The sequence below is a fragment of the Erythrobacter litoralis HTCC2594 genome, from assembly GCF_000013005.1.
Lineage (GTDB): Bacteria > Pseudomonadota > Alphaproteobacteria > Sphingomonadales > Sphingomonadaceae > Parerythrobacter > Parerythrobacter litoralis_A.
Genome location: NC_007722.1, coordinates 2,472,948 through 2,490,726, shown reverse-complemented (window position 1 = coordinate 2,490,726; position 17,779 = coordinate 2,472,948). Strand labels below are relative to the sequence as shown.

Annotated in this window: 19 protein-coding genes; 12 read left to right on the top strand and 7 right to left on the bottom strand. The window is 64.2% G+C overall.

Annotation, left to right across the window (positions count from 1 at the left end; all coding sequences use genetic code 11):
- Positions 1-74: 74 nt before the first annotated feature.
- From EL2594_RS12125 to EL2594_RS12115, 3 genes are read left to right on the top strand one after another with little or no spacing between them, the layout of a single operon-like run.
- A complete protein-coding gene (locus tag EL2594_RS12125) occupies positions 75-1,613 on the top strand; it encodes an acyl-CoA synthetase (RefSeq protein ID WP_011415379.1) in 1,539 nt (512 codons plus the stop codon).
- On the top strand, positions 1,610-2,908 hold the full coding sequence (locus EL2594_RS12120; protein WP_011415378.1) for a cytochrome P450: 1,299 nt from the start codon (positions 1,610-1,612) through the stop codon (positions 2,906-2,908). The genes EL2594_RS12125 and EL2594_RS12120 overlap by 4 nt, the downstream gene beginning before the upstream one ends.
- On the top strand, positions 2,905-3,642 hold the full coding sequence (locus EL2594_RS12115) for an SDR family NAD(P)-dependent oxidoreductase (protein WP_011415377.1): 738 nt from the start codon (positions 2,905-2,907) through the stop codon (positions 3,640-3,642). Before EL2594_RS12120 ends, EL2594_RS12115 begins: the two co-directional genes overlap by 4 nt.
- On the opposite strand, the gene galU is transcribed toward EL2594_RS12115, so the two are convergent.
- Complete coding sequence (gene galU, locus EL2594_RS12110; RefSeq protein WP_011415376.1) at positions 3,639-4,520, bottom strand: UTP--glucose-1-phosphate uridylyltransferase GalU; 882 nt, start codon at positions 4,518-4,520, stop codon at positions 3,639-3,641. The two genes, EL2594_RS12115 and galU, sit on opposite strands and share 4 nt — an antisense overlap.
- Positions 4,521-4,639: 119 nt before the next feature.
- On the opposite strand from galU, the gene murA reads away from it, so the two are divergent.
- Positions 4,640-5,923 (top strand): UDP-N-acetylglucosamine 1-carboxyvinyltransferase, encoded by a 1,284-nt coding sequence (murA, locus tag EL2594_RS12105; RefSeq protein WP_041685324.1) that lies wholly within the window; start codon positions 4,640-4,642, stop codon positions 5,921-5,923.
- Between the two features lie 6 nt (positions 5,924-5,929).
- Here the strand turns inward: murA and EL2594_RS12100 are convergent, their stop codons facing one another.
- From EL2594_RS12100 to EL2594_RS12090, 3 genes are read right to left on the bottom strand one after another with little or no spacing between them, the layout of a single operon-like run.
- Positions 5,930-6,223: a GNAT family N-acetyltransferase gene (locus EL2594_RS12100; RefSeq protein WP_011415374.1), complete on the bottom strand. Its 294-nt coding sequence runs from the start codon at positions 6,221-6,223 to the stop codon at positions 5,930-5,932.
- The gene (locus tag EL2594_RS12095) at positions 6,220-6,444 is read right to left on the bottom strand and encodes a ribbon-helix-helix domain-containing protein (protein ID WP_011415373.1); all 225 of its coding nucleotides are present in this window, start codon (positions 6,442-6,444) and stop codon (positions 6,220-6,222) included. The genes EL2594_RS12100 and EL2594_RS12095 overlap by 4 nt, the downstream gene beginning before the upstream one ends.
- Positions 6,445-6,480: 36 nt before the next feature.
- Positions 6,481-7,143: a PilZ domain-containing protein gene (locus EL2594_RS12090; RefSeq protein ID WP_011415372.1), complete on the bottom strand. Its 663-nt coding sequence runs from the start codon at positions 7,141-7,143 to the stop codon at positions 6,481-6,483.
- Positions 7,144-7,280: 137 nt separating this feature from the next.
- On the opposite strand from EL2594_RS12090, the gene EL2594_RS12085 reads away from it, so the two are divergent.
- A complete protein-coding gene (locus EL2594_RS12085) occupies positions 7,281-8,063 on the top strand; it encodes a helix-turn-helix domain-containing protein (RefSeq protein ID WP_011415371.1) in 783 nt (260 codons plus the stop codon).
- 33 nt (positions 8,064-8,096) lie between these two features.
- On the opposite strand, the gene phbB is transcribed toward EL2594_RS12085, so the two are convergent.
- Positions 8,097-8,819, bottom strand: a complete 723-nt coding sequence (gene phbB, locus EL2594_RS12080; RefSeq protein ID WP_011415370.1) for an acetoacetyl-CoA reductase — start codon at positions 8,817-8,819, stop codon at positions 8,097-8,099.
- A 128-nt stretch (positions 8,820-8,947) separates the two neighbouring features.
- Positions 8,948-9,655 (bottom strand): hypothetical protein, encoded by a 708-nt coding sequence (locus EL2594_RS12075; RefSeq protein ID WP_233994274.1) that lies wholly within the window; start codon positions 9,653-9,655, stop codon positions 8,948-8,950.
- A 363-nt stretch (positions 9,656-10,018) separates the two neighbouring features.
- On the opposite strand from EL2594_RS12075, the gene EL2594_RS12070 reads away from it, so the two are divergent.
- The 4 genes from EL2594_RS12070 (at position 10,019) to EL2594_RS12055 (ending at position 13,486) form a co-directional block, all read left to right on the top strand.
- A complete protein-coding gene (locus EL2594_RS12070; protein WP_011415368.1) occupies positions 10,019-10,471 on the top strand; it encodes a DUF3576 domain-containing protein in 453 nt (150 codons plus the stop codon).
- Positions 10,471-10,965: an LPS assembly lipoprotein LptE gene (gene lptE, locus EL2594_RS12065; protein WP_011415367.1), complete on the top strand. Its 495-nt coding sequence runs from the start codon at positions 10,471-10,473 to the stop codon at positions 10,963-10,965. The genes EL2594_RS12070 and lptE overlap by 1 nt, the downstream gene beginning before the upstream one ends.
- On the top strand, positions 10,962-11,999 hold the full coding sequence (locus tag EL2594_RS12060; RefSeq protein WP_011415366.1) for a DNA polymerase III subunit delta: 1,038 nt from the start codon (positions 10,962-10,964) through the stop codon (positions 11,997-11,999). The genes lptE and EL2594_RS12060 overlap by 4 nt, the downstream gene beginning before the upstream one ends.
- 92 nt (positions 12,000-12,091) lie before the next feature.
- Positions 12,092-13,486 carry an exopolysaccharide biosynthesis polyprenyl glycosylphosphotransferase gene (locus tag EL2594_RS12055; RefSeq protein ID WP_011415365.1) on the top strand — a complete coding sequence of 465 codons (1,395 nt, stop codon included), beginning with the start codon at positions 12,092-12,094 and terminating at the stop codon, positions 13,484-13,486.
- A gap of 72 nt (positions 13,487-13,558) precedes the next feature.
- Here EL2594_RS12055 and EL2594_RS12050 read toward each other — a convergent pair whose 3' ends face one another.
- Positions 13,559-13,783 carry a hypothetical protein gene (locus EL2594_RS12050; protein WP_011415364.1) on the bottom strand — a complete coding sequence of 75 codons (225 nt, stop codon included), beginning with the start codon at positions 13,781-13,783 and terminating at the stop codon, positions 13,559-13,561.
- 200 nt (positions 13,784-13,983) lie between these two features.
- On the opposite strand from EL2594_RS12050, the gene EL2594_RS12045 reads away from it, so the two are divergent.
- From EL2594_RS12045 to EL2594_RS12035, 3 genes are all read left to right on the top strand, one after another.
- Positions 13,984-15,213, top strand: a complete 1,230-nt coding sequence (locus EL2594_RS12045; RefSeq protein ID WP_041686056.1) for a glycosyltransferase WbuB — start codon at positions 13,984-13,986, stop codon at positions 15,211-15,213.
- Positions 15,214-15,344: 131 nt separating this feature from the next.
- Positions 15,345-16,562, top strand: coding sequence for a hypothetical protein (locus tag EL2594_RS12040; protein ID WP_155806056.1), 1,218 nt, complete (start codon positions 15,345-15,347; stop codon positions 16,560-16,562).
- Positions 16,559-17,746 carry a glycosyltransferase gene (locus tag EL2594_RS12035; protein ID WP_011415361.1) on the top strand — a complete coding sequence of 396 codons (1,188 nt, stop codon included), beginning with the start codon at positions 16,559-16,561 and terminating at the stop codon, positions 17,744-17,746. The genes EL2594_RS12040 and EL2594_RS12035 overlap by 4 nt, the downstream gene beginning before the upstream one ends.
- Positions 17,747-17,779: the final 33 nt, after the last annotated feature.

Genomic DNA, 17,779 nt, shown 5'->3' with positions numbered 1-17,779 from the left:
GCAATCCGGCGGCGGAATCTCCTTGCCCGAAATCGGTTGCTGGATAAGACTTTCTCTCATGGGAGAGAAAACACATGCATCCGATTCAACATGCCGCCGCGCGCCCCGATCATCCGGCCGTCATTATGGCGGGAACCGGAGAGACCGTTACTTTCGGCGAGATGGACGCAGCCTCGAACCGGTTTGCGCATTTGCTGCGCGCACGGGGCATCGGCCATGACGAGGCCTTCGCCGTCCTGCTGGAGAACCGGGCCGAGTTCTACACGCTGATCTGGGGCTCGCAGCGCGCCGGCACGATGCTGGTGCCGATCTCCACCCGGCTGACCGCGCCCGAGATCGCCTATATCCTCAAAGACAGCGAAGCCAAGCTGCTGATCACATCGACGGCGTTCGACGATGTGATGCAGGGCATTCGTGCGGAATGCTCCGACCTGCCAGTTTTGATGATGGACGGCGAAGGCGACGAGGATTTCGCCGCCGCGCTCGACGCGCAGCCATCCGAGCCGATCGACGACCAGCGCGCCGGGTTGGTGATGCTGTATTCCTCCGGCACCACCGGGCGCCCCAAGGGCATCCGGCCCGCGCCGCCGGAAGATCCCGATCCGCTGGCGGCCAATCCGTTGATGGGCCTCGCGATCATGGGGGCGGGGATGCCGGCGGACGGCAGCATGGTCTACTTGTCGCCCGCGCCGCTCTATCATGCAGCGCCGATCGGCTGGTCCTCCACCGTCCATCGCCTTGGCGGCACGGTGGTGATGATGGCCAAGTTCGATCCCGAGACCGCGCTCGAAGCGATCGAGAAGTACAAGGTCACCGACAGCCAGTGGGTACCGACGCATTTCGTGCGCATGCTCAAGCTGCCCGAGGAAATCCGCACCAGATACGATCTCTCCAGCCACCAGCGCGCGCTCCATGCTGCCGCACCCTGCCCGGTGCCGATCAAGAAGCAGATGATCGAATGGTGGGGGCCGATCGTGAACGAATACTATGCCGGCTCGGAAGGGATCGGCATGACGCTGGTGAAGAGCGAGGACTGGTTGACCCATCCGGGCACTGTCGGTCGCGCGATCCACGGCACGCTCCACATCTGCGGGCCGGACGGGGAGGAAGTGCCGGCAGGGACGGACGGGCTGATCTTTTTCGAAAACGATATCCTGCCGACCTATCACAACGATCCGGACAAGACGAAGGATGCCATGCATCCCAAGGGGTGGATGACGCTGGGCGATATCGGCCATGTGGACGAGGACGGATTTCTCTATCTGACCGACCGCAAGAGCCACATGATCATCAGCGGCGGCGTCAACATCTACCCGCAGGAGATCGAGAACCTGCTGATCAGCCATCCCAAGGTGATGGACGCCGCCGTGATCGGCGCGCCGGACCCGGACCTCGGTGAAAAAGTCGTGGCCGTGGTGCAGCCCAAGGACATGAGCGATGCGGGAGAGGCGTTCGAAGGCGAATTGCGCGATTATCTCGCGCCCAACCTCTCCCGGATCAAGATGCCCCGGCTGTTCGATTTCCGTCCCGATCTGCCGCGCGAAGCCAATGGCAAACTCTACAAGCGCGAATTGCGGGATGAATTCGCGGCCAAGGCCGAGGAGTCAACATGATGGCGAGCGGAACGCCGATCCTGCCGCCTGACACTGCCCGTGAAGTGATCGATCCGCACAGCTACGCCGAGTGGGGGTCGCTGCTCGACACATTCGACAGACTGCGCGCGGAATCCCCGGTGGCGAAAATCGTCCCGGACGAAGAGGGTCTGTTCGAACCCTTCTGGCTCGTCACTCGCTACGAAGACGTCATGCGGATGAGCAAGGACAACAGAACCTTCCTCAACAATCCGCGCCCGGTCGTATTCAGCCTCAACTCGGCGATCGAATTTTCTCGCGCGGCGACGGGCAGCGACATGCTGGTCGATTCGCTGGTCGTATTCGATGCGCCGGTCCACCCGAAGTATCGGCGGCTGACGCAGGACTGGTTCATGCCGCGCAACCTGGCGAAGATCGAAGGCGAAATCCGCATTATCGCCAATCGCGTCGTCGACAAGCTGCTCGAGGCCGGCCCGGAATTGGACTTCTGCAAGCTCGTCTCCGCACCCTATCCGTTGCATGTCGTGATGCAGATTCTCGGCGTACCGGAGGAAGACGAGCCGCGTATGCTGATGCTGACGCAGCAGATGTTCGGCGGGCAGGACGCCGACTTGTCCGGCACCGGCATGGAGAATATGACGCCCGAGCAGGTGCTGCAACTCGTCTCGGGCGCGGTGAAGAGTTTCGAGGATTACTTTGCCGAGATTGCAAACCAGCGCCGCGAGAATCCGACCGACGATGTCGCCAGCGTGATCGCCAATGCAACGGTCGATGGCGAGCCGCTGCCTGATCGCGACATGGCGGGCTACTACATCATCGTCGCCACCGCCGGGCATGACACAACCTCCGCCAGCACTGCAGGCGCGATGCAGGCGCTGGCGCAGGATCCGGAGCAATGGGCCAAGGTGAAAGCCGATCGCTCGCTGTTGCCGGGCATCGTCGAAGAAGCGATCCGCTGGACCACTCCGGTGCAGCATTTCATGCGCACGGCAGCCGAAGATACCGAGTTGGGCAATCAGGCGATCAAGAAGGGCGATTGGTTGATGATGAGTTATGTCGCCGCCAATCACGACCCTGCGCAATTCGAGAACCCCCGCAAATTCGACGCTGCGCGCAGCCCGAACCGGCACCTCGCCTTCGGTGCAGGGGCACACCAGTGCCTTGGCCTGCACCTGGCGCGGCTGGAAATGCGCATCCTGTTCGAGGCCCTTCTCGACCGGGTCGAGACGGTAGAGCTGGCCGGTGAGCCCAAGCGCTCGACCTCGACTTTCGTCGGTGGGCTCAAGACCCTGCCTCTGCGGATTACCCCGGCATGAGCGATCCACTAGACTTCACAGGCAAGCGCGTCCTCATCGTCGGCGGTTCGAGCGGGATCGGCAACGGCATGGCGCAGGCGTTTCATGGACGAGGGGCAGAAGTACATGTCTGGGGCACACGACCCGGCGCAGCGGATTATGCCGACGAAGACGGCTCGGACCTCACCGGCCTGCACTACACCCAGGTCGATGTGAGCGACCCGTCGCAGATCGAAAACGCGCCCGATTACGACAGTCTCGATGTCCTTGTCTGCTGCCAGGGTGCTGTCGAATATCGCCGCGCCGAGTTCGAGCGCGAGGGTTGGGACCGGGTGCTGGCGGTCAACCTCAGCTCGATCATGGACTGCGCGCGCAAATACCGCACCGCACTGGCCGAAGCGAAAGGCAGCCTCATTGCAGTCAGCTCGACCGCCGCTTTCCACGCGACGGTCGGCAATCCCGCCTATGGCGCGAGCAAGGCGGGCGCGGTGGCACTGGTGCGCAATCTTGCCGCTGCCTTTGCCGAAGAGGGCATTCGCGTGAACGGGATTGCGCCGGGTTTTGTCGCGACCAAGATGACCAAGGTCACGACCGATCACCCCAAGCGCCTCGAAGGCGCGCTCGCCAAGATCCCGCTCCATCGAATGGGTGAGCCAAGTGAATTGGCAGGGGCGGCATTGTTTCTTGCCTCTCCCCTGTCCTCTTACATATTGGGCCAGACCATCGTCGTCGACGGCGGGTTGACCTTGTCCTAGCCCAGCAACCGCTGTGCCATTGCTCGCACTTCAGCGCCCATGTCCTCGCGCTCCAGCGCCAGCGCCAGCGTCGCCTCGACGAAGCCGAGTTTGCTGCCGCAATCGTAACGGTTGCCATCGAAGGTGACCGCGTGGAACGGCTGCTGGCCGATCATCTTGGCCATAGCGTCGGTCAGCTGGATCTCGCCGCCAGCGCCCTTTTCCTGGTCCTCGAGAATGCGCATGACCTCGGGCTGGAGTATGTAGCGGCCCGAGACGATCTTGTTCGACGGTGCCTGCTCGACCGGCGGTTTCTCGACCAGGCCTTTCACTTCGGTCAAATTGCCATGCTCTGCGCCCGGATCGATCACGCCGTAGCTCGAGACCTCGTCATGGGGCACTTCGAGCACGCTGATCAGATTGCCGCCACGGGTTTCGTAGGCATCGACCATCTGTTTCATGCAGCCGGCGCCGCCCTGGTGGGAAATCATCAGTTCGTCGGGCAGGAAAATTGCGAAGGGTTCGTCGCCGACGATGGCGCGGGCGCACCAGATCGCGTGGCCGAGACCCAGCGGGACCTGCTGACGCACGGTGATGATGTCGCCCGGTGTGGCGCGGGTAGGATCGAGCACGCCCATGTCCTTGCCGCGCTCGCTCATCGTGCTTTCCAGCTCGTAGGCGACGTCGAAATGTTCGACGATTGCGGTCTTGCCGCGACCGGTGACGAAGATCATCTGCTCGATCCCCGCCTCGCGCGCTTCGTCGACCGCATACTGGATCAGCGGCCGGTCGACGATCGGCAGGAGCTCTTTCGGGATCGCCTTGGTGGCGGGAAGGAAGCGCGTGCCGAGACCCGCGACGGGGAAAACGGCTTTTCTAATGGGTTTATGGGCGGTCATGGCTCTGGCGATAAGGCGTCTGGTCGCGCCGTCAACTGTCGCAGCGATGTTGCCGTACTATGACTGTGCCGGTGACTGCGCCGGTTGCCAGCGCGGGCGAATGGGCTAAACGCCTTGGCATGGACAAACTCGTAATTCGTGGCGGCAATCGCCTTTCCGGCACAATCCCGATTTCGGGTGCCAAGAACTCCGCGTTGACGCTCATTCCCTGTGCGCTGTTGACCGACGAACCGCTCACCTTGCGCAACCTGCCGCGCCTGGCTGATATCGACGGCTTCCAGCATCTGATGAACCAGTTCGGCGTGATGACCGCAGTGCAGGGCAAGCGCCCGGAGGATTTCGGCCGCGTCATGACCATGGAAGCGACGCGGATCACCTCCAGCGTCGCCCCCTATGATCTCGTCCGCAAGATGCGCGCCTCGATCCTGGTGCTCGGCCCGATGCTCGCGCGGATGGGGGAGGCGACCGTGTCGCTGCCCGGCGGCTGCGCGATCGGCAACCGGCCGATCGACCTGCATCTCAAGGCGCTCGAAGCGCTGGGGGCTGAGATCGAAATGGCGCAAGGCTACGTGAAGGCAGTTGCGCCAGACGGCGGATTGCCCGGCGGGAAGTTCGATTTTCCCGTCGTTTCGGTCGGCGCGACCGAGAATGCGGTGATGGCGGCGGTCCTCGCCAAGGGGACCAGCCACCTGTTCAACGCCGCGCGCGAGCCGGAAATCGTCGACCTGTGCAAATTGCTGGCCGCGATGGGCGCGGAGATCGAGGGAATCGGCTCCTCCGATCTCGTCATTCACGGCGTCAAGCGGCTGCACGGTGCGACCTATCGCGTCATGGGCGACCGGATCGAGGCGGGATCCTATGCTTGCGCCGCGGCAATCACCGGCGGCGACGTAATGCTGGAAGGTGCGAATGCGGAGGAGATGCAGGCGACCATCCACGCCTTGCGCAATATCGGCGTGACCGTGGAAGAGACCAAGAGCGGCGTGCACATCATCGCGGACGGCCCGCTCAAGGCCACCAATCTCACGACGGCGCCCTATCCCGGCCTCGCCACCGACATGCAGGCGCAGCTGATGAGCCTGCTGTGCAAGGCCGAGGGCACCAGCGTGCTGAAGGAAACGATCTTCGAGAACCGCTTCATGCACGTACCCGAACTCAACCGGATGGGCGCGGATATCGAAACCGAAGGGCGCACGGCGATCGTCAAGGGTGTCGAGACGCTGACCGGTGCCGAAGTCATGGCGACCGACCTGCGCGCGTCGATGAGCCTGATTATTGCCGGGCTGGCCGCAGAGGGCGAGACGCAGGTCCGCCGCATCTATCACCTGGATCGGGGCTACGAACGGCTGGAAGAGAAACTGCAACTGGTCGGCGCCGACATCGAACGGGTGGGCGACGACTAGATTGAATTAAGATTGCGCCCCATCGAAATGCGGCGCTCTGGCTCCGATCCCGCCCCGTCGGCAAGACGGCAGTACCGCCACTGAATAGAGCCAGCCGCGATGCCCATCATAGCCTGCCATGATCGAGCCGATGACGGCGCCCTCCTCATTCTCAGCCACGAGCAACAAGTCGTCGTCAATTGCCCGTTTCGCCGGGATGGAATGCGCCGCCCTGTTGCGTGGCGGGCTGTCGGGAAAACAGACTTTCCCTAGAGCATCGATGCCACCGAAGTGGCGGTCCGCGTAGGTCACGATCTTCATTGCGTCACCAGCCATACCCGGATCGCACTCGCCAGGCCTGGCGGCGTCGCTGCCCTGATCCGCTCTTCGTCGATCTGCGCGACCAGCGCGTTGATGGGCACGGCCCGGGCCTCGGCGGCGGCACGCAGCATGTTCCAGAATACGGGCTCGAGGCTGATCGAGGTCTTGTGACCGGCGATCTCTACCGAGCGTTTGACCGGCGGATGATAGGGCGTGTCCACGCCGCGGTGCTAGAGCCTTGGCGGCGTCCTGGAAAGTCAGGCTGCGCGAACGGCCTTCGCATGGTCGGTCGCACCGCATTCGCGCATCGAGCCATAAGGCTGTAGCGCGAGCGCTGTCCCGGCCAGTTCCTCGATGGTCATCGGCTGCAGGAACGAAAGGCCCAATCGGCCCTCGTCGGCCCAGCACACCTCGGCGAGCTTCGAAAGCTGCGAGCCGACCTCCAGCCGCAGGATGCAGCCGATACCGTAGTCGCGCGCGCTCTCGACCCTGGCCCCGCCCGTCGACAGGTCGACGAGGCCGGCCGCTTCTGCCTGGTTGCCGCTGGCGAGGCTGGCCGCAGCGGAAATACGCAGGCGGATCGGCCGCGCCCGGTAGGGGCTGGGTTCGTGGATGAATTCATGCAGGTCGATCGCGGCGGCGAAGCGGAAACCCGATTGCTGCTTGCCGGCCCAGACGCGTTCGACCGGATAGGTCGCGCCGTTGGCGAGCTCGAGCAGGATGCGCCGCTCGGTCGGGGCGGCATGGAGGAAGCGCAGGCCCACGCCTTCGGGCGACACGTCGCGTACGATGCAGACATATTCCCCGCTCTGGCAAACGAGTTTGGCCGTGCGCAGCATCAGCGACGAACGCGGCGATGCGCGCCGGGTGTCGTGGGACTGCTGGCCCGAAGGCAGCTTGCTCGGTTCTGTCGCACTCATAGGCGTTTCCTTCGAAAGTATGCCCATTCAGACTTAACGAGGCCTAGCCGATCCTGGTTAACGCTTGGTCAATGGCGGTCCGGTGCACGCGACACGAATTTTTTGGGGTGGCGGCGCGCACCGCGGCTCACTAGCCCATGCGCATGCCCCTCCAGACCAGCGCCCCGGATCGTGAAGATGCGCTCGCCTCGTTGACCGAAAAGGAACGCGAGACGCTGCGGCTGATCGTTCGCGGGCACGGCGCAAAATCGGCCGCGAACGAATTGGATCTGTCCGTGCATACGGTGAACGAGCGGCTGCGGGCGGCGCGCAGGAAATTGTCGGTGACAAGCAGCCGTGAGGCGGCGCGCCTGCTGCTGGAACAGGAGGCGGGCGGGCACGAAAACCCTGTCTACAAGCAATTGGGGGATGAACCTTCCGCCTCTCCGTCCGACATCGGATCCCCATCGCAACAGGCCCGCAAGCGGGCCATCTGGATCGGAGGAATAGGTCTCATGTTCTCAATCGCTCTTGCCGCCGCACTCGTCCTGTCGGGCCACCCAGCAAGCGAACGACAGGTCGGCGATCCCGCCACGGCTATCGAAACCGTCCAGCTGGAGGAATTCGAACGCAGCGCGCGCGCGTGGCTGTCGCTGGTCGATGCCTTCGATTGGGAGGCGAGCTATGCGGCGGCAGGTCGCTCCTTGCAGGAGCCGAATACGGTCGCGACCTGGCGCGATGCCTCGCTGCAGGCACGCGTGCCGCTGGGTGCGGTGGTCGAGCGCGAAATCACAACGGCAGAATATGTCAACGCGCCGCCGCACGGCTACGTTGTCGTGAACTTCCGGTCGCAATTCGAAAATCGGGCGCAAGCGACCGAGTCGGTCACGCTCGAAAAAGAGGGCGCAGTCTGGAAAGTCGTCGGCTACGTGATCGACTAGGCGGATGAGGCAACCGGCGTCGGCCGCCCACCCTCAATACATGTGCTGGCCGCCGTTGATGCTCATGGTCGACCCGGTCACGAAGCCGCCGTTCTTGCTGGTCAGGAAAGCTACGCCGCGAGCGATTTCCTCGGCCATGCCGAGGCGGCCGACCGGGATCTTGGCGACGATCTTCTCCAGCACCGCTTCGGGCACGGCGGCGACCATGTCGGTGTCGATATAGCCCGGGGCGATGGCATTGACGGTGACCCCGAACTTGGCACCTTCCTGCGCCAGCGCCTTGGTAAAGCCGTGAATGCCGGATTTGGCGGCAGCGTAATTGACCTGGCCGTACTGGCCCGCCTGCCCGTTGATCGAGCCGATGTTCACGATCCGGCCCCAGCCACGCTCGCGCATTCCGGGAAAGGTCGCCTTGGCCATGTTGAAGCAACCGCCGAGATTGACGCGCATGACGTCGTTCCAGTCGTCGAAGCTCATCTTGTGCAGCGTGCCGTCGCGGGTGATCCCGGCATTGTTGATGACGATATCGATCGGCCCGTGATCCGCTTCGATCGCGGCGCATCCTTCGAGGCAGGCCTCGTGGTCGCCGACATCCCATCTGGCCGTCGCAATGCCCGTTTCGTCGGAGAATTTCTTCGCCGCATTGTCGTTGCCGGCATAGTTGGCGATGACCGTGTGGCCCTGCCGCTTGAGGCGGTTGCAAATCGCCGCCCCGATGCCGCGCGTCCCGCCGGTTACGATGGCTACTCGTCCCATGATCGAATCCTCTCTCGCTCTTCCCGATTGCTCTGCGAGGATGACGTAACGTCACGGCGGGATGCGGGCAAAGAAAAACCCCGCCGAGGCGGGGCCTGTGCAATCGAATTCAGCGCGATGGCACGGCGTCAGAAGCGCAATTGCGTCCCGACATAGACGGCTTGGTCGTCTTCCACACCGTCGGTGAGCGGCGACAGGCGGCTGCGTTCCTGCGACAGGCGCACGCCGGCAGTCACGTCGAGGTTGCGGGTGACGCGGTACGAACCGCCGACATCGACGCTCGGGTCGCCGGCACCTTCGATGGTGCGGGGGGCGCGGCCGACGCTACGCTCGTTCTCGAGCGCGATGCGCGGCTGGAACCGGTTCGGCTTGTCGGCCTGCGCGCCTTCGCTCGGGCGGAATTGCGAAAGATCGGGCATTTCGATCTTGGACACACCGGCCGGCAATTCGCTGGCGGGCTTGGCAAAGCTCTGGAAGCCGCGCGCCATGCCGAGGTCGAAACTGGTCGGCGCGATCGCGACGTCGCGGCGGCCCGGCGCATTGCGCGCCTTGTCCAGTGCGGAGCGGATCGAAATCGCGCGGGCGGTCTCATCGTCGAGCCGGACCGCGACGGTGACCGTGCGGTCGGCGATCGGCTTGCTAGATGCGGGCGTGAAACGCATCGCCTTGCGCGAGGCGGCGTAGCGATTGCTCACCCGCTCGGCGAGATCGGGATCGACGCCGGCAGGCGTGAAACGCGGCGCCGATTCGGTCAGTGGCGCGAACACGGCGTTGGAAACCGCGAGACTGGCAGTCGGGATGGCCACGAGCGCACCGCCCACGACAAGCGCAGGCATAAGCCTGTTCGCCCATGTCGATGTCGCGCCCTTGCCCATAATGCCTGTCAGTTTCCCGTGTTTTGCAGTCCGAACCAAAGGCGACTCGGCCTGAATTTCACCTGAAGCTACCAGCAACTGCCCGCGAATCCAGCTTTTCCACAAGCGGGCGGGTGCATTGCCGCCATGTGTTGCATCCCGCCCACAAGCCCGATGCGTCCGGCCGGTCGCCATTCACGCGGCATACAGCGGCGCGTTGCTCAAGCGATCCTTGGCGCGGGCGCCGCCGGCGTCACACGATGGGCGTCACACGACCGGCTTGTCGCAACGCGCGCGATGTCTATAGAGGCAGTCACGTCAGACCGAGGACCGCAGAACATTCCCATGACCAACTCTCCGACCCGATTCCGCACCGTCGCCCGCTTCGCCATCGGCGGCGCTGCGCTTGCCTCGCTTGCCGCCTGCGGCGGTCGCGATCGGCCCGAAGCCGACCTGGCTGCGGCGCAGATCACCACGATCGGCGTCAATTCCTATCTGTGGCGCGCTGCGCTCGAAACGGTGAGCTTTGCACCCCTGCTGCAGGCTGACAGCGCCGGTGGCGTCATCGTGACCGACTGGTATGCCAATCCGCAGAACCCCGGAGAGCGCGTCAAACTGACAGTCTCGATCCTGGATCAGGACCTGCGCGCCGATGCGCTGCGCGTTGCCGCCAGCCGCCAGACTGCGCAGGGCGGCGCCTGGGTCGATGCCCCGGTGCAGGCCGCAACGGTGCAGAAGCTCGAAGACATCATCCTCACCAAGGCCCGCGAACTGCGCCGCCAAGCCGTAACGGGGTGATGATCCGCGCGCTCACGCTTTTGAGCGCCTGCATTGCCCTCGCAGGCTGCGGCCTCCAGCCGATCTACGGCGGCGGTGTCGGCAACGCATCCGTGCAGGGTCTCGCCGCGGTCGAAGTCGCTCCCATTCCCGGGCGCGCCGGATGGCTGATGGGCAATGCTCTCGATGACCGGCTGTCGGCAGGCGCGAGCAATGCAACGCCGCGCTACCGGCTCGATATCCGGCTCGACGACCGGCTCGAAGGCCTCGGCCTGCTCAACGACGATACGATCGGGCGCGAGCGGCGCACGCTGCGCGCGCGATACCAGTTGATCGATCTCGCCAGCGGATCGATCGTGCTCGATGCGACCTCCGGCGCGGATGCCGGGATCGACGTCGTCTCCAGCGAATACGCCACCATCGCCGCCGAACAGACCGCGCTCGAAAGGCTCACTGAAGAGGTGGCCGATCGCATCGTCAGGCGGATTTCGCTGGCGTTGAGGGAACCGCAGTGAAAGCGACGCAGCGGGATTTTCCCGGCATCGCCACCAAGGCTGCGCGACAGTGTTCGGTTTTCTTCTTTTGCGGTCCTGACGAAGCGGGCGCTTCCGCCGCCGCCGAGGCCGTCTGTGGGGCACTGGCCGATCCGGGCGAACGCATCGAATTGAGCGGCGCCGACCTGAAGCGCGATCCGGTGGCCTTGGGCGACGAAGCGCGGTCATCCTCCCTGTTCGGCGACGCGCGGCATATCTTCGTGCGGGCCAATGGCGACGAAGCGCACGATGCGCTTGCCAACCTGTTCGCAGGGGAAGGCGATGCCTGTCCCGTGCTGGTCGTCGCCAGCGCTGCGACCGACAAGTCGCGCACCGCTAAGCTGCTGGCCAGGCGCGAGGATGCGCTGGTGGCCATGCTTTATCCGCCCGATTTGCGCAGCATGACCGCGACGGTGCGCGATCTCGCCGACACGGCGGGTGTGCGGCTCGGGGGCGATCTGGCCGAACGGATTGCGCGGGCGGCAACGCTCGACCAGCGGCTCGCGCGTTCGGAAATCGAGAAGCTGGCGCTCTACCTTGATGCTGCGCCGGCCACGCCCAAGCAGGCCGACGCGCAGGACTGGCACGCCATCGGGGCCAAGACCGAAGAAGACGGCTTCATGCCGATCGTCAATGCCGCGCTCGGCGGTCATGCCAAGCGGCTGCCTGGCGAGCTCCAGCGCATGCGCGAATTGTCGATCAACAGCGTCGCGATCGCGCTGGCGGTCGAGCGGCGTACGGCACAATTGGCACAACTGGCCGGCAGGCTGGGCCGTAGCGGCGACGTCGACGGTTTCATTCAGTCCGAAAAGCAGGCGCGCCGGATTTTCTGGAAGGACGAACGCGATTTGCGCGAGCAATTGCGCATCTGGCGCGGGGCAAGGCTCGACCGGCTCGTCGAACGGGTCACGGCGCTTCATCGCAGCCTGCTGGCAAACAGCCAGTCGGGCGAATTGCTGCTGGCGCAGGAACTGACCACGATAGCACGTGCGGCGGCAGCGGCCGGAGCGCGTTGACCGCATCTATATTTAGCGGTTATTCATATACTTGGGGCGGCCGGTCATGCACAGCGTGTGTTATGGCGCACAATGGGATGGGACTGCCTCGAGTGAACGCGCTTCCGGAAATCAAGGACATGGAATTACGGGGAGAATTGCTCCCCGCGCCTTCGCTCGAGCGGCGTCGCCTGCGCGCCTACCTGCTGTTCGTGGTCACCGATGTTGCCGCGATCTTCATCGCCTTCCTCGCTGCCGGTGCCCTCTACCTGCAGCGCTTTCCCGACCCGCAGGCATCGAACCAGGCCTACCTGCTGCTGCCGATCTACCTCACGATCGCGCTTTACCAGGGGACCTATTCGATCCGGACGCTGTTCGACTACCGCTTCGCCATATCGCGGTCTTTCGGGGCGCTGGCGATCTCGGCAGCCCTGCTCGCCTTCGTGGCCTTCTACCTGAAGGCAGGGGCGTCCTTCTCCCGCGTGACGCTAACCCTCGGCCTCGTCGGCGCGGGCGTGCTGATTGCGCTTTCCCGCCGGATAGCCGTCCATCTCATCGAGCGGCGCTGGGACGGCTTCGTGCGCAACCGGCTGCATATTCGCGACGGCGGCGACGAGCTCGCCATACCTTTCAACTGCATCGTCGACGCGCGAGCGGCCGGCATCGACCCCGAGGCGGACGATCCCCATTCGCTCGATCTCCTGGGGCGGTTGCTGCTGAATCAGGACGAAGTGGTGGTCAGCTGCCCGCTCGACCGGCGCGCGGCATGGGCGTTTGTGCTCAAGGCCAACGGCGTGCATGGCGAAATCCTCAGCCCGACGGCGCACGAACTCGGCGCGCTCAATGTAAAGCATTACGAAGCGGCGGATGCCTCTACCCTTGTCGTGAGCGCAGGGCCGCTCGGCCTGCGTGCCCGGGCATTGAAGCGCGCTTTCGACATCGCATTCTCGACGCTCGCGCTTATCCTGCTCCTGCCTTTTCTTTGCCTCCTGGCACTGGCGATCTGGCTGGAAGATCGCGGGCCGGTGCTGTTCGTCCAGCAACGCACCGGCAGGGGCAACCGCTTCTTTCGGATGTACAAATTCCGGTCGATGCGGACCGACAGTAGCGATGCCGACGGGGATCGCTCAACCGCGCGCGGGGACAATCGCCTGACCAGGATCGGCCGCTTCATCCGCGCCTACAGCATCGACGAACTCCCGCAATTGCTCAACGTACTGAAGGGCGAGATGAGCATCGTCGGGCCTCGCCCGCATGCGCCCGGAAGTCTCGCCGGCGAGAAGAAATTCTGGCAGGTCGATGCGCGCTACTGGCATCGCCATGCGCTCAAGCCCGGACTGACCGGGCTCGCCCAGGTGAGGGGTTTTCGCGGAACTGCCGAGAGGGAGCGCGATCTCTCGGACCGATTGCAAGCCGATCTCGAATATCTCGCGCACTGGTCGCTCTTCCGCGATCTGGCGATCATCGCGCAGACCCTGCTCGTGTTGCGCCACGACCGGGCCTATTGATCTCGAGCAGCATGAAAAGGCCACCGCTGCGATGGCAGGGCGGCCTTCGAACCTGGAAAAACCGGAAGGGGTCTAGCGCGGGCTGTTGCCCGAGCTGCTGCCTGCAGCCAGCAGGATCCCGATCAGCCCGGCAATGCCCAGCAGGATCAGGGGCAGCGCTTCGCTTTCGCCCTCGAGCTCGCTCTCGCTGCTGACCGGCTGGCTGAATTCGGTCGCCGAGGGGCGCGTGTCGGCATGCGCAGCGGTAGCGCCGAACAGCAAAGCCGATGCTGCCAAAGAACTGAAAACCTTTTTCATTTCATACACTCCGCCTGGCGGTGTCTCGCTGTCTTTGTAAAGCAATCGGGTGATGGGTCAAGTATTCCCCCTGCCACACCTATGCGCCATGGGTTACCAAGTGGTTCCTCCTGCCAAAGTATTCGGAGGACGATTTCGATGCGCGTTGCGGATCTTCGCAGCGCGGGCAAACGGTGGGCGAACATAGGCGCGAAGCAATCATGGCCCGTATCTGCATGATCAGCCTGAATTACGCGCCGGAGCCGATCGGCATCGGTCCCTACAGCCAGGGATGGGCTGAGCATCTCGCCGGGCGCGGTCACGAGGTGCGCGTGATTTGCGGCGTCCCCTATTATCCGGACTGGCAGCTGGCAGCGGGTTTCGCGCAGGAATTCAGCGACAGTTGCGAAAGGGGTGTGCAGGTAAAGAGGGTCCCTCACCATCTTCCGGCACGGCCCAATACAATTGGGCGCTTGCGGCACTATCTTTCGTTTGCGAGCAATGTTCGCAAGGTCATCCGGCGAGGCACCGCCGATTTCGAGCCCGAGCTTGTCATTTCCATTGCCCCGTCGCTTCTGGCGGCGCCCGTCGCCATCGGCGCAGCGCGTAGGGCCGGCGCAGTGACATGGCTGCATATTCAGGATTTCGAGGTCGAAGCAGCGGTGGCGACAGGCCTGCTGCCCGGCCCGGTCGCCAGGCTTGCTGCACGCTTCGAAGCCTCGATCATCAGCCGCTTCGATCGGGTCAGCACTATTTCGCCGAAGATGGTCGCGAAGGCCGAACGGGAGAAGGGCGCCGCGGCTCCCGTCGCGGAGTTGCGCAACTGGGCCGAGCCCGAGGTCGGCGGCGACGCGGCAAACGGCGATGCGATGCGTGCGAAACTCGACCTGCCGCCGGGCCTGATCGCGCTCTATTCCGGCAATCTCGCGCGCAAGCAGGGGGTCGGACTCATCCTCGAAGCGGCCAGAGCCATGCAGGCAAGGCCCGACCTCCAGTTCGTGGTCTGCGGCGAGGGGCCTGCCGCAGGGGAGATCGCGGCCGCCGCCGCGCATCTGCCCAATCTCCATCTCCGCCCCCTGCAGCCGCGTGATCGCTTGCCCGACCTTCTCGCCATGGCCGATCTCCACTTGCTGCCGCAGATCGCCGGCGCGGCGGACCTTGTGCTTCCGTCCAAGCTGGCGAACATGCTCGCGTCCGGGCGGCCGGTAGTGGCGACGAGCGATCCCGGCACCTCGCTGGCGCATGAAGTCGAGGGGTGCGGGTTGTGCACGCCGGCCGGCGATACGGAATCCTTCGCGCGCGCCATCGAGGCGTTGGCTTCAGACGCCTCTATGCGGCGCTCCTTGGGCCGCGAAGCGGCACAACGCGCAACCGAGCGCTGGTCAAGACAGGCGTTGCTTGCCAAGATGGCGGACGAGATCGAAAGGGCGATTGCGGAGCGCGGCGAATGAGTTACGTGCCGAAAGGGACCGCAGCGATCGCCCGCCCGCGTCCCGCGCCACCCATTCGCCGCGCCGCCGCGCATAGCGAGGTCAGGTTCGATCCCTGGATCATACTCGCTTTCCTCTATCCGCTGACGCAGATGGTCGTTTTCGACCTGGTCGGTCAGCTTTTCCTGATGGACCTGCTGGCAATCCCGCTGTTCGTGATGCTGCTGGCCCTGCCGGATTCGATCGAACGGCTCAAAAGGATTTGGCCGCTCTTCGTCCTGCTCGCGCTGTGGCTGGCCGGACAGGTCGTAACCGACCTTGTGCGCGGCTCGCGACCGGATGACTTCCTGCGTGGGTGGGCCAAGATCGTGTTCTTCGCCATTCATATCGGAGCACTCTGGATGTGGCTCCCGCGACGCCGGATTTACTTCGCGGTCTTCGCGATCGGCTTGGGCATCGCAGCAATCTATACGATACCGCCGCAATTCGCCGGGTACGAGTGGAAGTTCGGCTACGACAGAGCGCTGATCTACATAACGCTCGGCAGCCTTTTCCTGATCACTCTTCCTTTTCCGCGGATGCGCTTCCTGGCCCCCCTTATCCTGTTGATGCTGTCGTTTTTTCTTCTCTTCCAGGCAGCTCGCTCGGCGTTCGGGATCCTCTTCATCGCGGCGGTCATCTGTGGAGCTGCCCTGTTTTTCGGGCAGTTTGCGCTTTTCCGGAAACGCCTGAGCAGCGGATTGCTCGCTGGCCTTTTCTTGGGTGGGCTGGCGGTGGCGGGCGGGGCCACGGCGATCTACGGCACCGCCGTTGAATCGGGGCTGCTGGGGCGGGATGCTTTGGTCAAGTATCGCGACCAGACATCGGGCGAGGTCCCGCTCATCCTGGGTGGCCGGAGCGAGAGCCTCGTCGCGGTTCAGGCGATCGCCGATTCCCCGGTTCTGGGGCATGGAAGCTGGGCGCGAGACAGGCGCTACGTAGAACTTCACCACGCCATCAAGGTCGAATACGGTCTGCCCGTTTTCGATGCCGAGCGCGGGAAAAGAGACCTTATTCCGACCCACAGCTACCTGCTCGGCTCGTGGGTCGAAGGTGGCTTTCTGGGGGGCTTGTTCTGGCTGTGGGTGCTGACGATACCGTTCTTCGCGCTCTACTATCTGCTCAAAAGGGAAGAGCCATTGCTGCCATTGATCGCCTATTGCTCGATGGCGCTGATTTGGTCGGTCCTGTTTAGCCCCTTCGGACTTTCGGAGCGGTTTTTCGTTGCTTTCCAGCTATGCCTGCTTCTGTGGGCGGTGCGTGCAGGCGGGCGGTCGATAACCCTGTTCGCTCCACTCACTCGTAGGGGCCGCCGAAAGCAGGCTGCTTGAGCTTGCGCATCCTCCATATCATCGGTGACTCCAATCCCGCGATGGGGGGAGCGATCGAGGGGGTGCTGCGACTGGGCGACGCCTATCGCGCGCTCGGCCATAGCCAGCACCTGCTGACGCTGGACGATCCTTCCGATCCGTGGGTCGCTGCATGCCCGTCGCCGATAGCTGCGATGGGGCGGCCGGGCCCGCGCAAACGCTTTTACCCGGTCCGCGCGATTCGCTGGTTGCGACGCCATGCCCGGGAGTTCGACGGGGTGGTGGTCGATGGCTTGTGGAATGGATCGACGCTTGCCGCGCGGCGTGTCCTCCCTGGCTCGGGCATCGCGTACTGCGTCTTTCCGCATGGCATGCTCGATCCGTGGTTTCGCCAGAGCCAGCCGCGCAAGGAATGGGTCAAGCGCCGGCTTTTCCGCGTCAACGAAGGGCCGCTCCTTCGCGGGGCAGAGGCGGTGCTTTTCACAACCGGGCGCGAGTGCGAACTTGCGGCGCAATCGTGGCCCGGATGGCACGGCATGGCGGAGAAGGTCATCGGCTTCGGGACCGGCGAACCGCCGCCCGAGACAGGGGAGATGCACTCCGCCTTCCGCGCTGCGGTTCCAGATATGAAAACGCGGCCCTATCTCCTGTTTCTCAGCCGCATCCACCCGAAAAAAGGCTGCGAGATCCTGCTCGAAGGCTTTGCGGCGCAGCGGGATTTGCGGGACCGGCAGCTGGTCATGGCGGGGCCGGGCGACACCGACTATGTCGCATCGCTACAGGCTCTGGCGGACAGGCTTGGCATCGGCGACCGCGTGGTCTGGCCGGGCATGCTCGCGGGCGATGCGAAATGGGGTGCTCTTTACGGAGCAGACGCCATGGTGCTGACCTCTTATCAGGAAAATTTCGGTGTCGTGGTCGCCGAGGCGCTGGCCTGCCGTACGCCGGTGATCATCTCCGACCAGGTCAATATCTGCACAGAGGTGCAACAGGCCGATGCCGGAATCGTCTGTCGGCCCGAGACGACGTCGGTCGCGGAAGCGCTCGGAGGCTTCGCAGCCATGTCCGAACGCGAGCGAAGCGACATGACTCTTCGCGGCCGCGCCTTGTTCGCAAGGGCGTTCAGCATGCGCGAAACCGCCGCCCGGCTGATCGATCTCTTTGCGGATAGCGCGGAAATGGAAAAACAACTTTCCTACAGTTAACCTATACGGTTAGCAGGCGGCTCGAAAGGAGTT

Bases quoted from the DNA above. Each gene is read 5' to 3' on its own strand.
- EL2594_RS12125 (WP_011415379.1), top strand. From the start codon at position 75: ATGCATCCGATTCAACATGCCGCCGCGCGCCCCGATCATCCGGCCGTC.
- lptE (WP_011415367.1), top strand. From the start codon at position 10,471: ATGATCCGCGCGCTCACGCTTTTGAGCGCCTGCATTGCCCTCGCAGGC.
- EL2594_RS12075 (WP_233994274.1), bottom strand. From the start codon at position 9,655: ATGCCTGCGCTTGTCGTGGGCGGTGCGCTCGTGGCCATCCCGACTGCC.
- EL2594_RS12090 (WP_011415372.1), bottom strand. From the start codon at position 7,143: ATGAGTGCGACAGAACCGAGCAAGCTGCCTTCGGGCCAGCAGTCCCAC.
- EL2594_RS12070 (WP_011415368.1), top strand. From the start codon at position 10,019: ATGACCAACTCTCCGACCCGATTCCGCACCGTCGCCCGCTTCGCCATC.
- EL2594_RS12120 (WP_011415378.1), top strand. From the start codon at position 1,610: ATGATGGCGAGCGGAACGCCGATCCTGCCGCCTGACACTGCCCGTGAA.
- EL2594_RS12050 (WP_011415364.1), bottom strand. From the start codon at position 13,783: ATGAAAAAGGTTTTCAGTTCTTTGGCAGCATCGGCTTTGCTGTTCGGC.
- EL2594_RS12115 (WP_011415377.1), top strand. From the start codon at position 2,905: ATGAGCGATCCACTAGACTTCACAGGCAAGCGCGTCCTCATCGTCGGC.
- phbB (WP_011415370.1), bottom strand. From the start codon at position 8,819: ATGGGACGAGTAGCCATCGTAACCGGCGGGACGCGCGGCATCGGGGCG.
- EL2594_RS12040 (WP_155806056.1), top strand. From the start codon at position 15,345: ATGGTCGTTTTCGACCTGGTCGGTCAGCTTTTCCTGATGGACCTGCTG.
- murA (WP_041685324.1), top strand. From the start codon at position 4,640: ATGGACAAACTCGTAATTCGTGGCGGCAATCGCCTTTCCGGCACAATC.
- galU (WP_011415376.1), bottom strand. From the start codon at position 4,520: ATGACCGCCCATAAACCCATTAGAAAAGCCGTTTTCCCCGTCGCGGGT.
- EL2594_RS12100 (WP_011415374.1), bottom strand. From the start codon at position 6,223: ATGAAGATCGTGACCTACGCGGACCGCCACTTCGGTGGCATCGATGCT.
- EL2594_RS12045 (WP_041686056.1), top strand. From the start codon at position 13,984: ATGGCCCGTATCTGCATGATCAGCCTGAATTACGCGCCGGAGCCGATC.
- EL2594_RS12085 (WP_011415371.1), top strand. From the start codon at position 7,281: ATGCGCATGCCCCTCCAGACCAGCGCCCCGGATCGTGAAGATGCGCTC.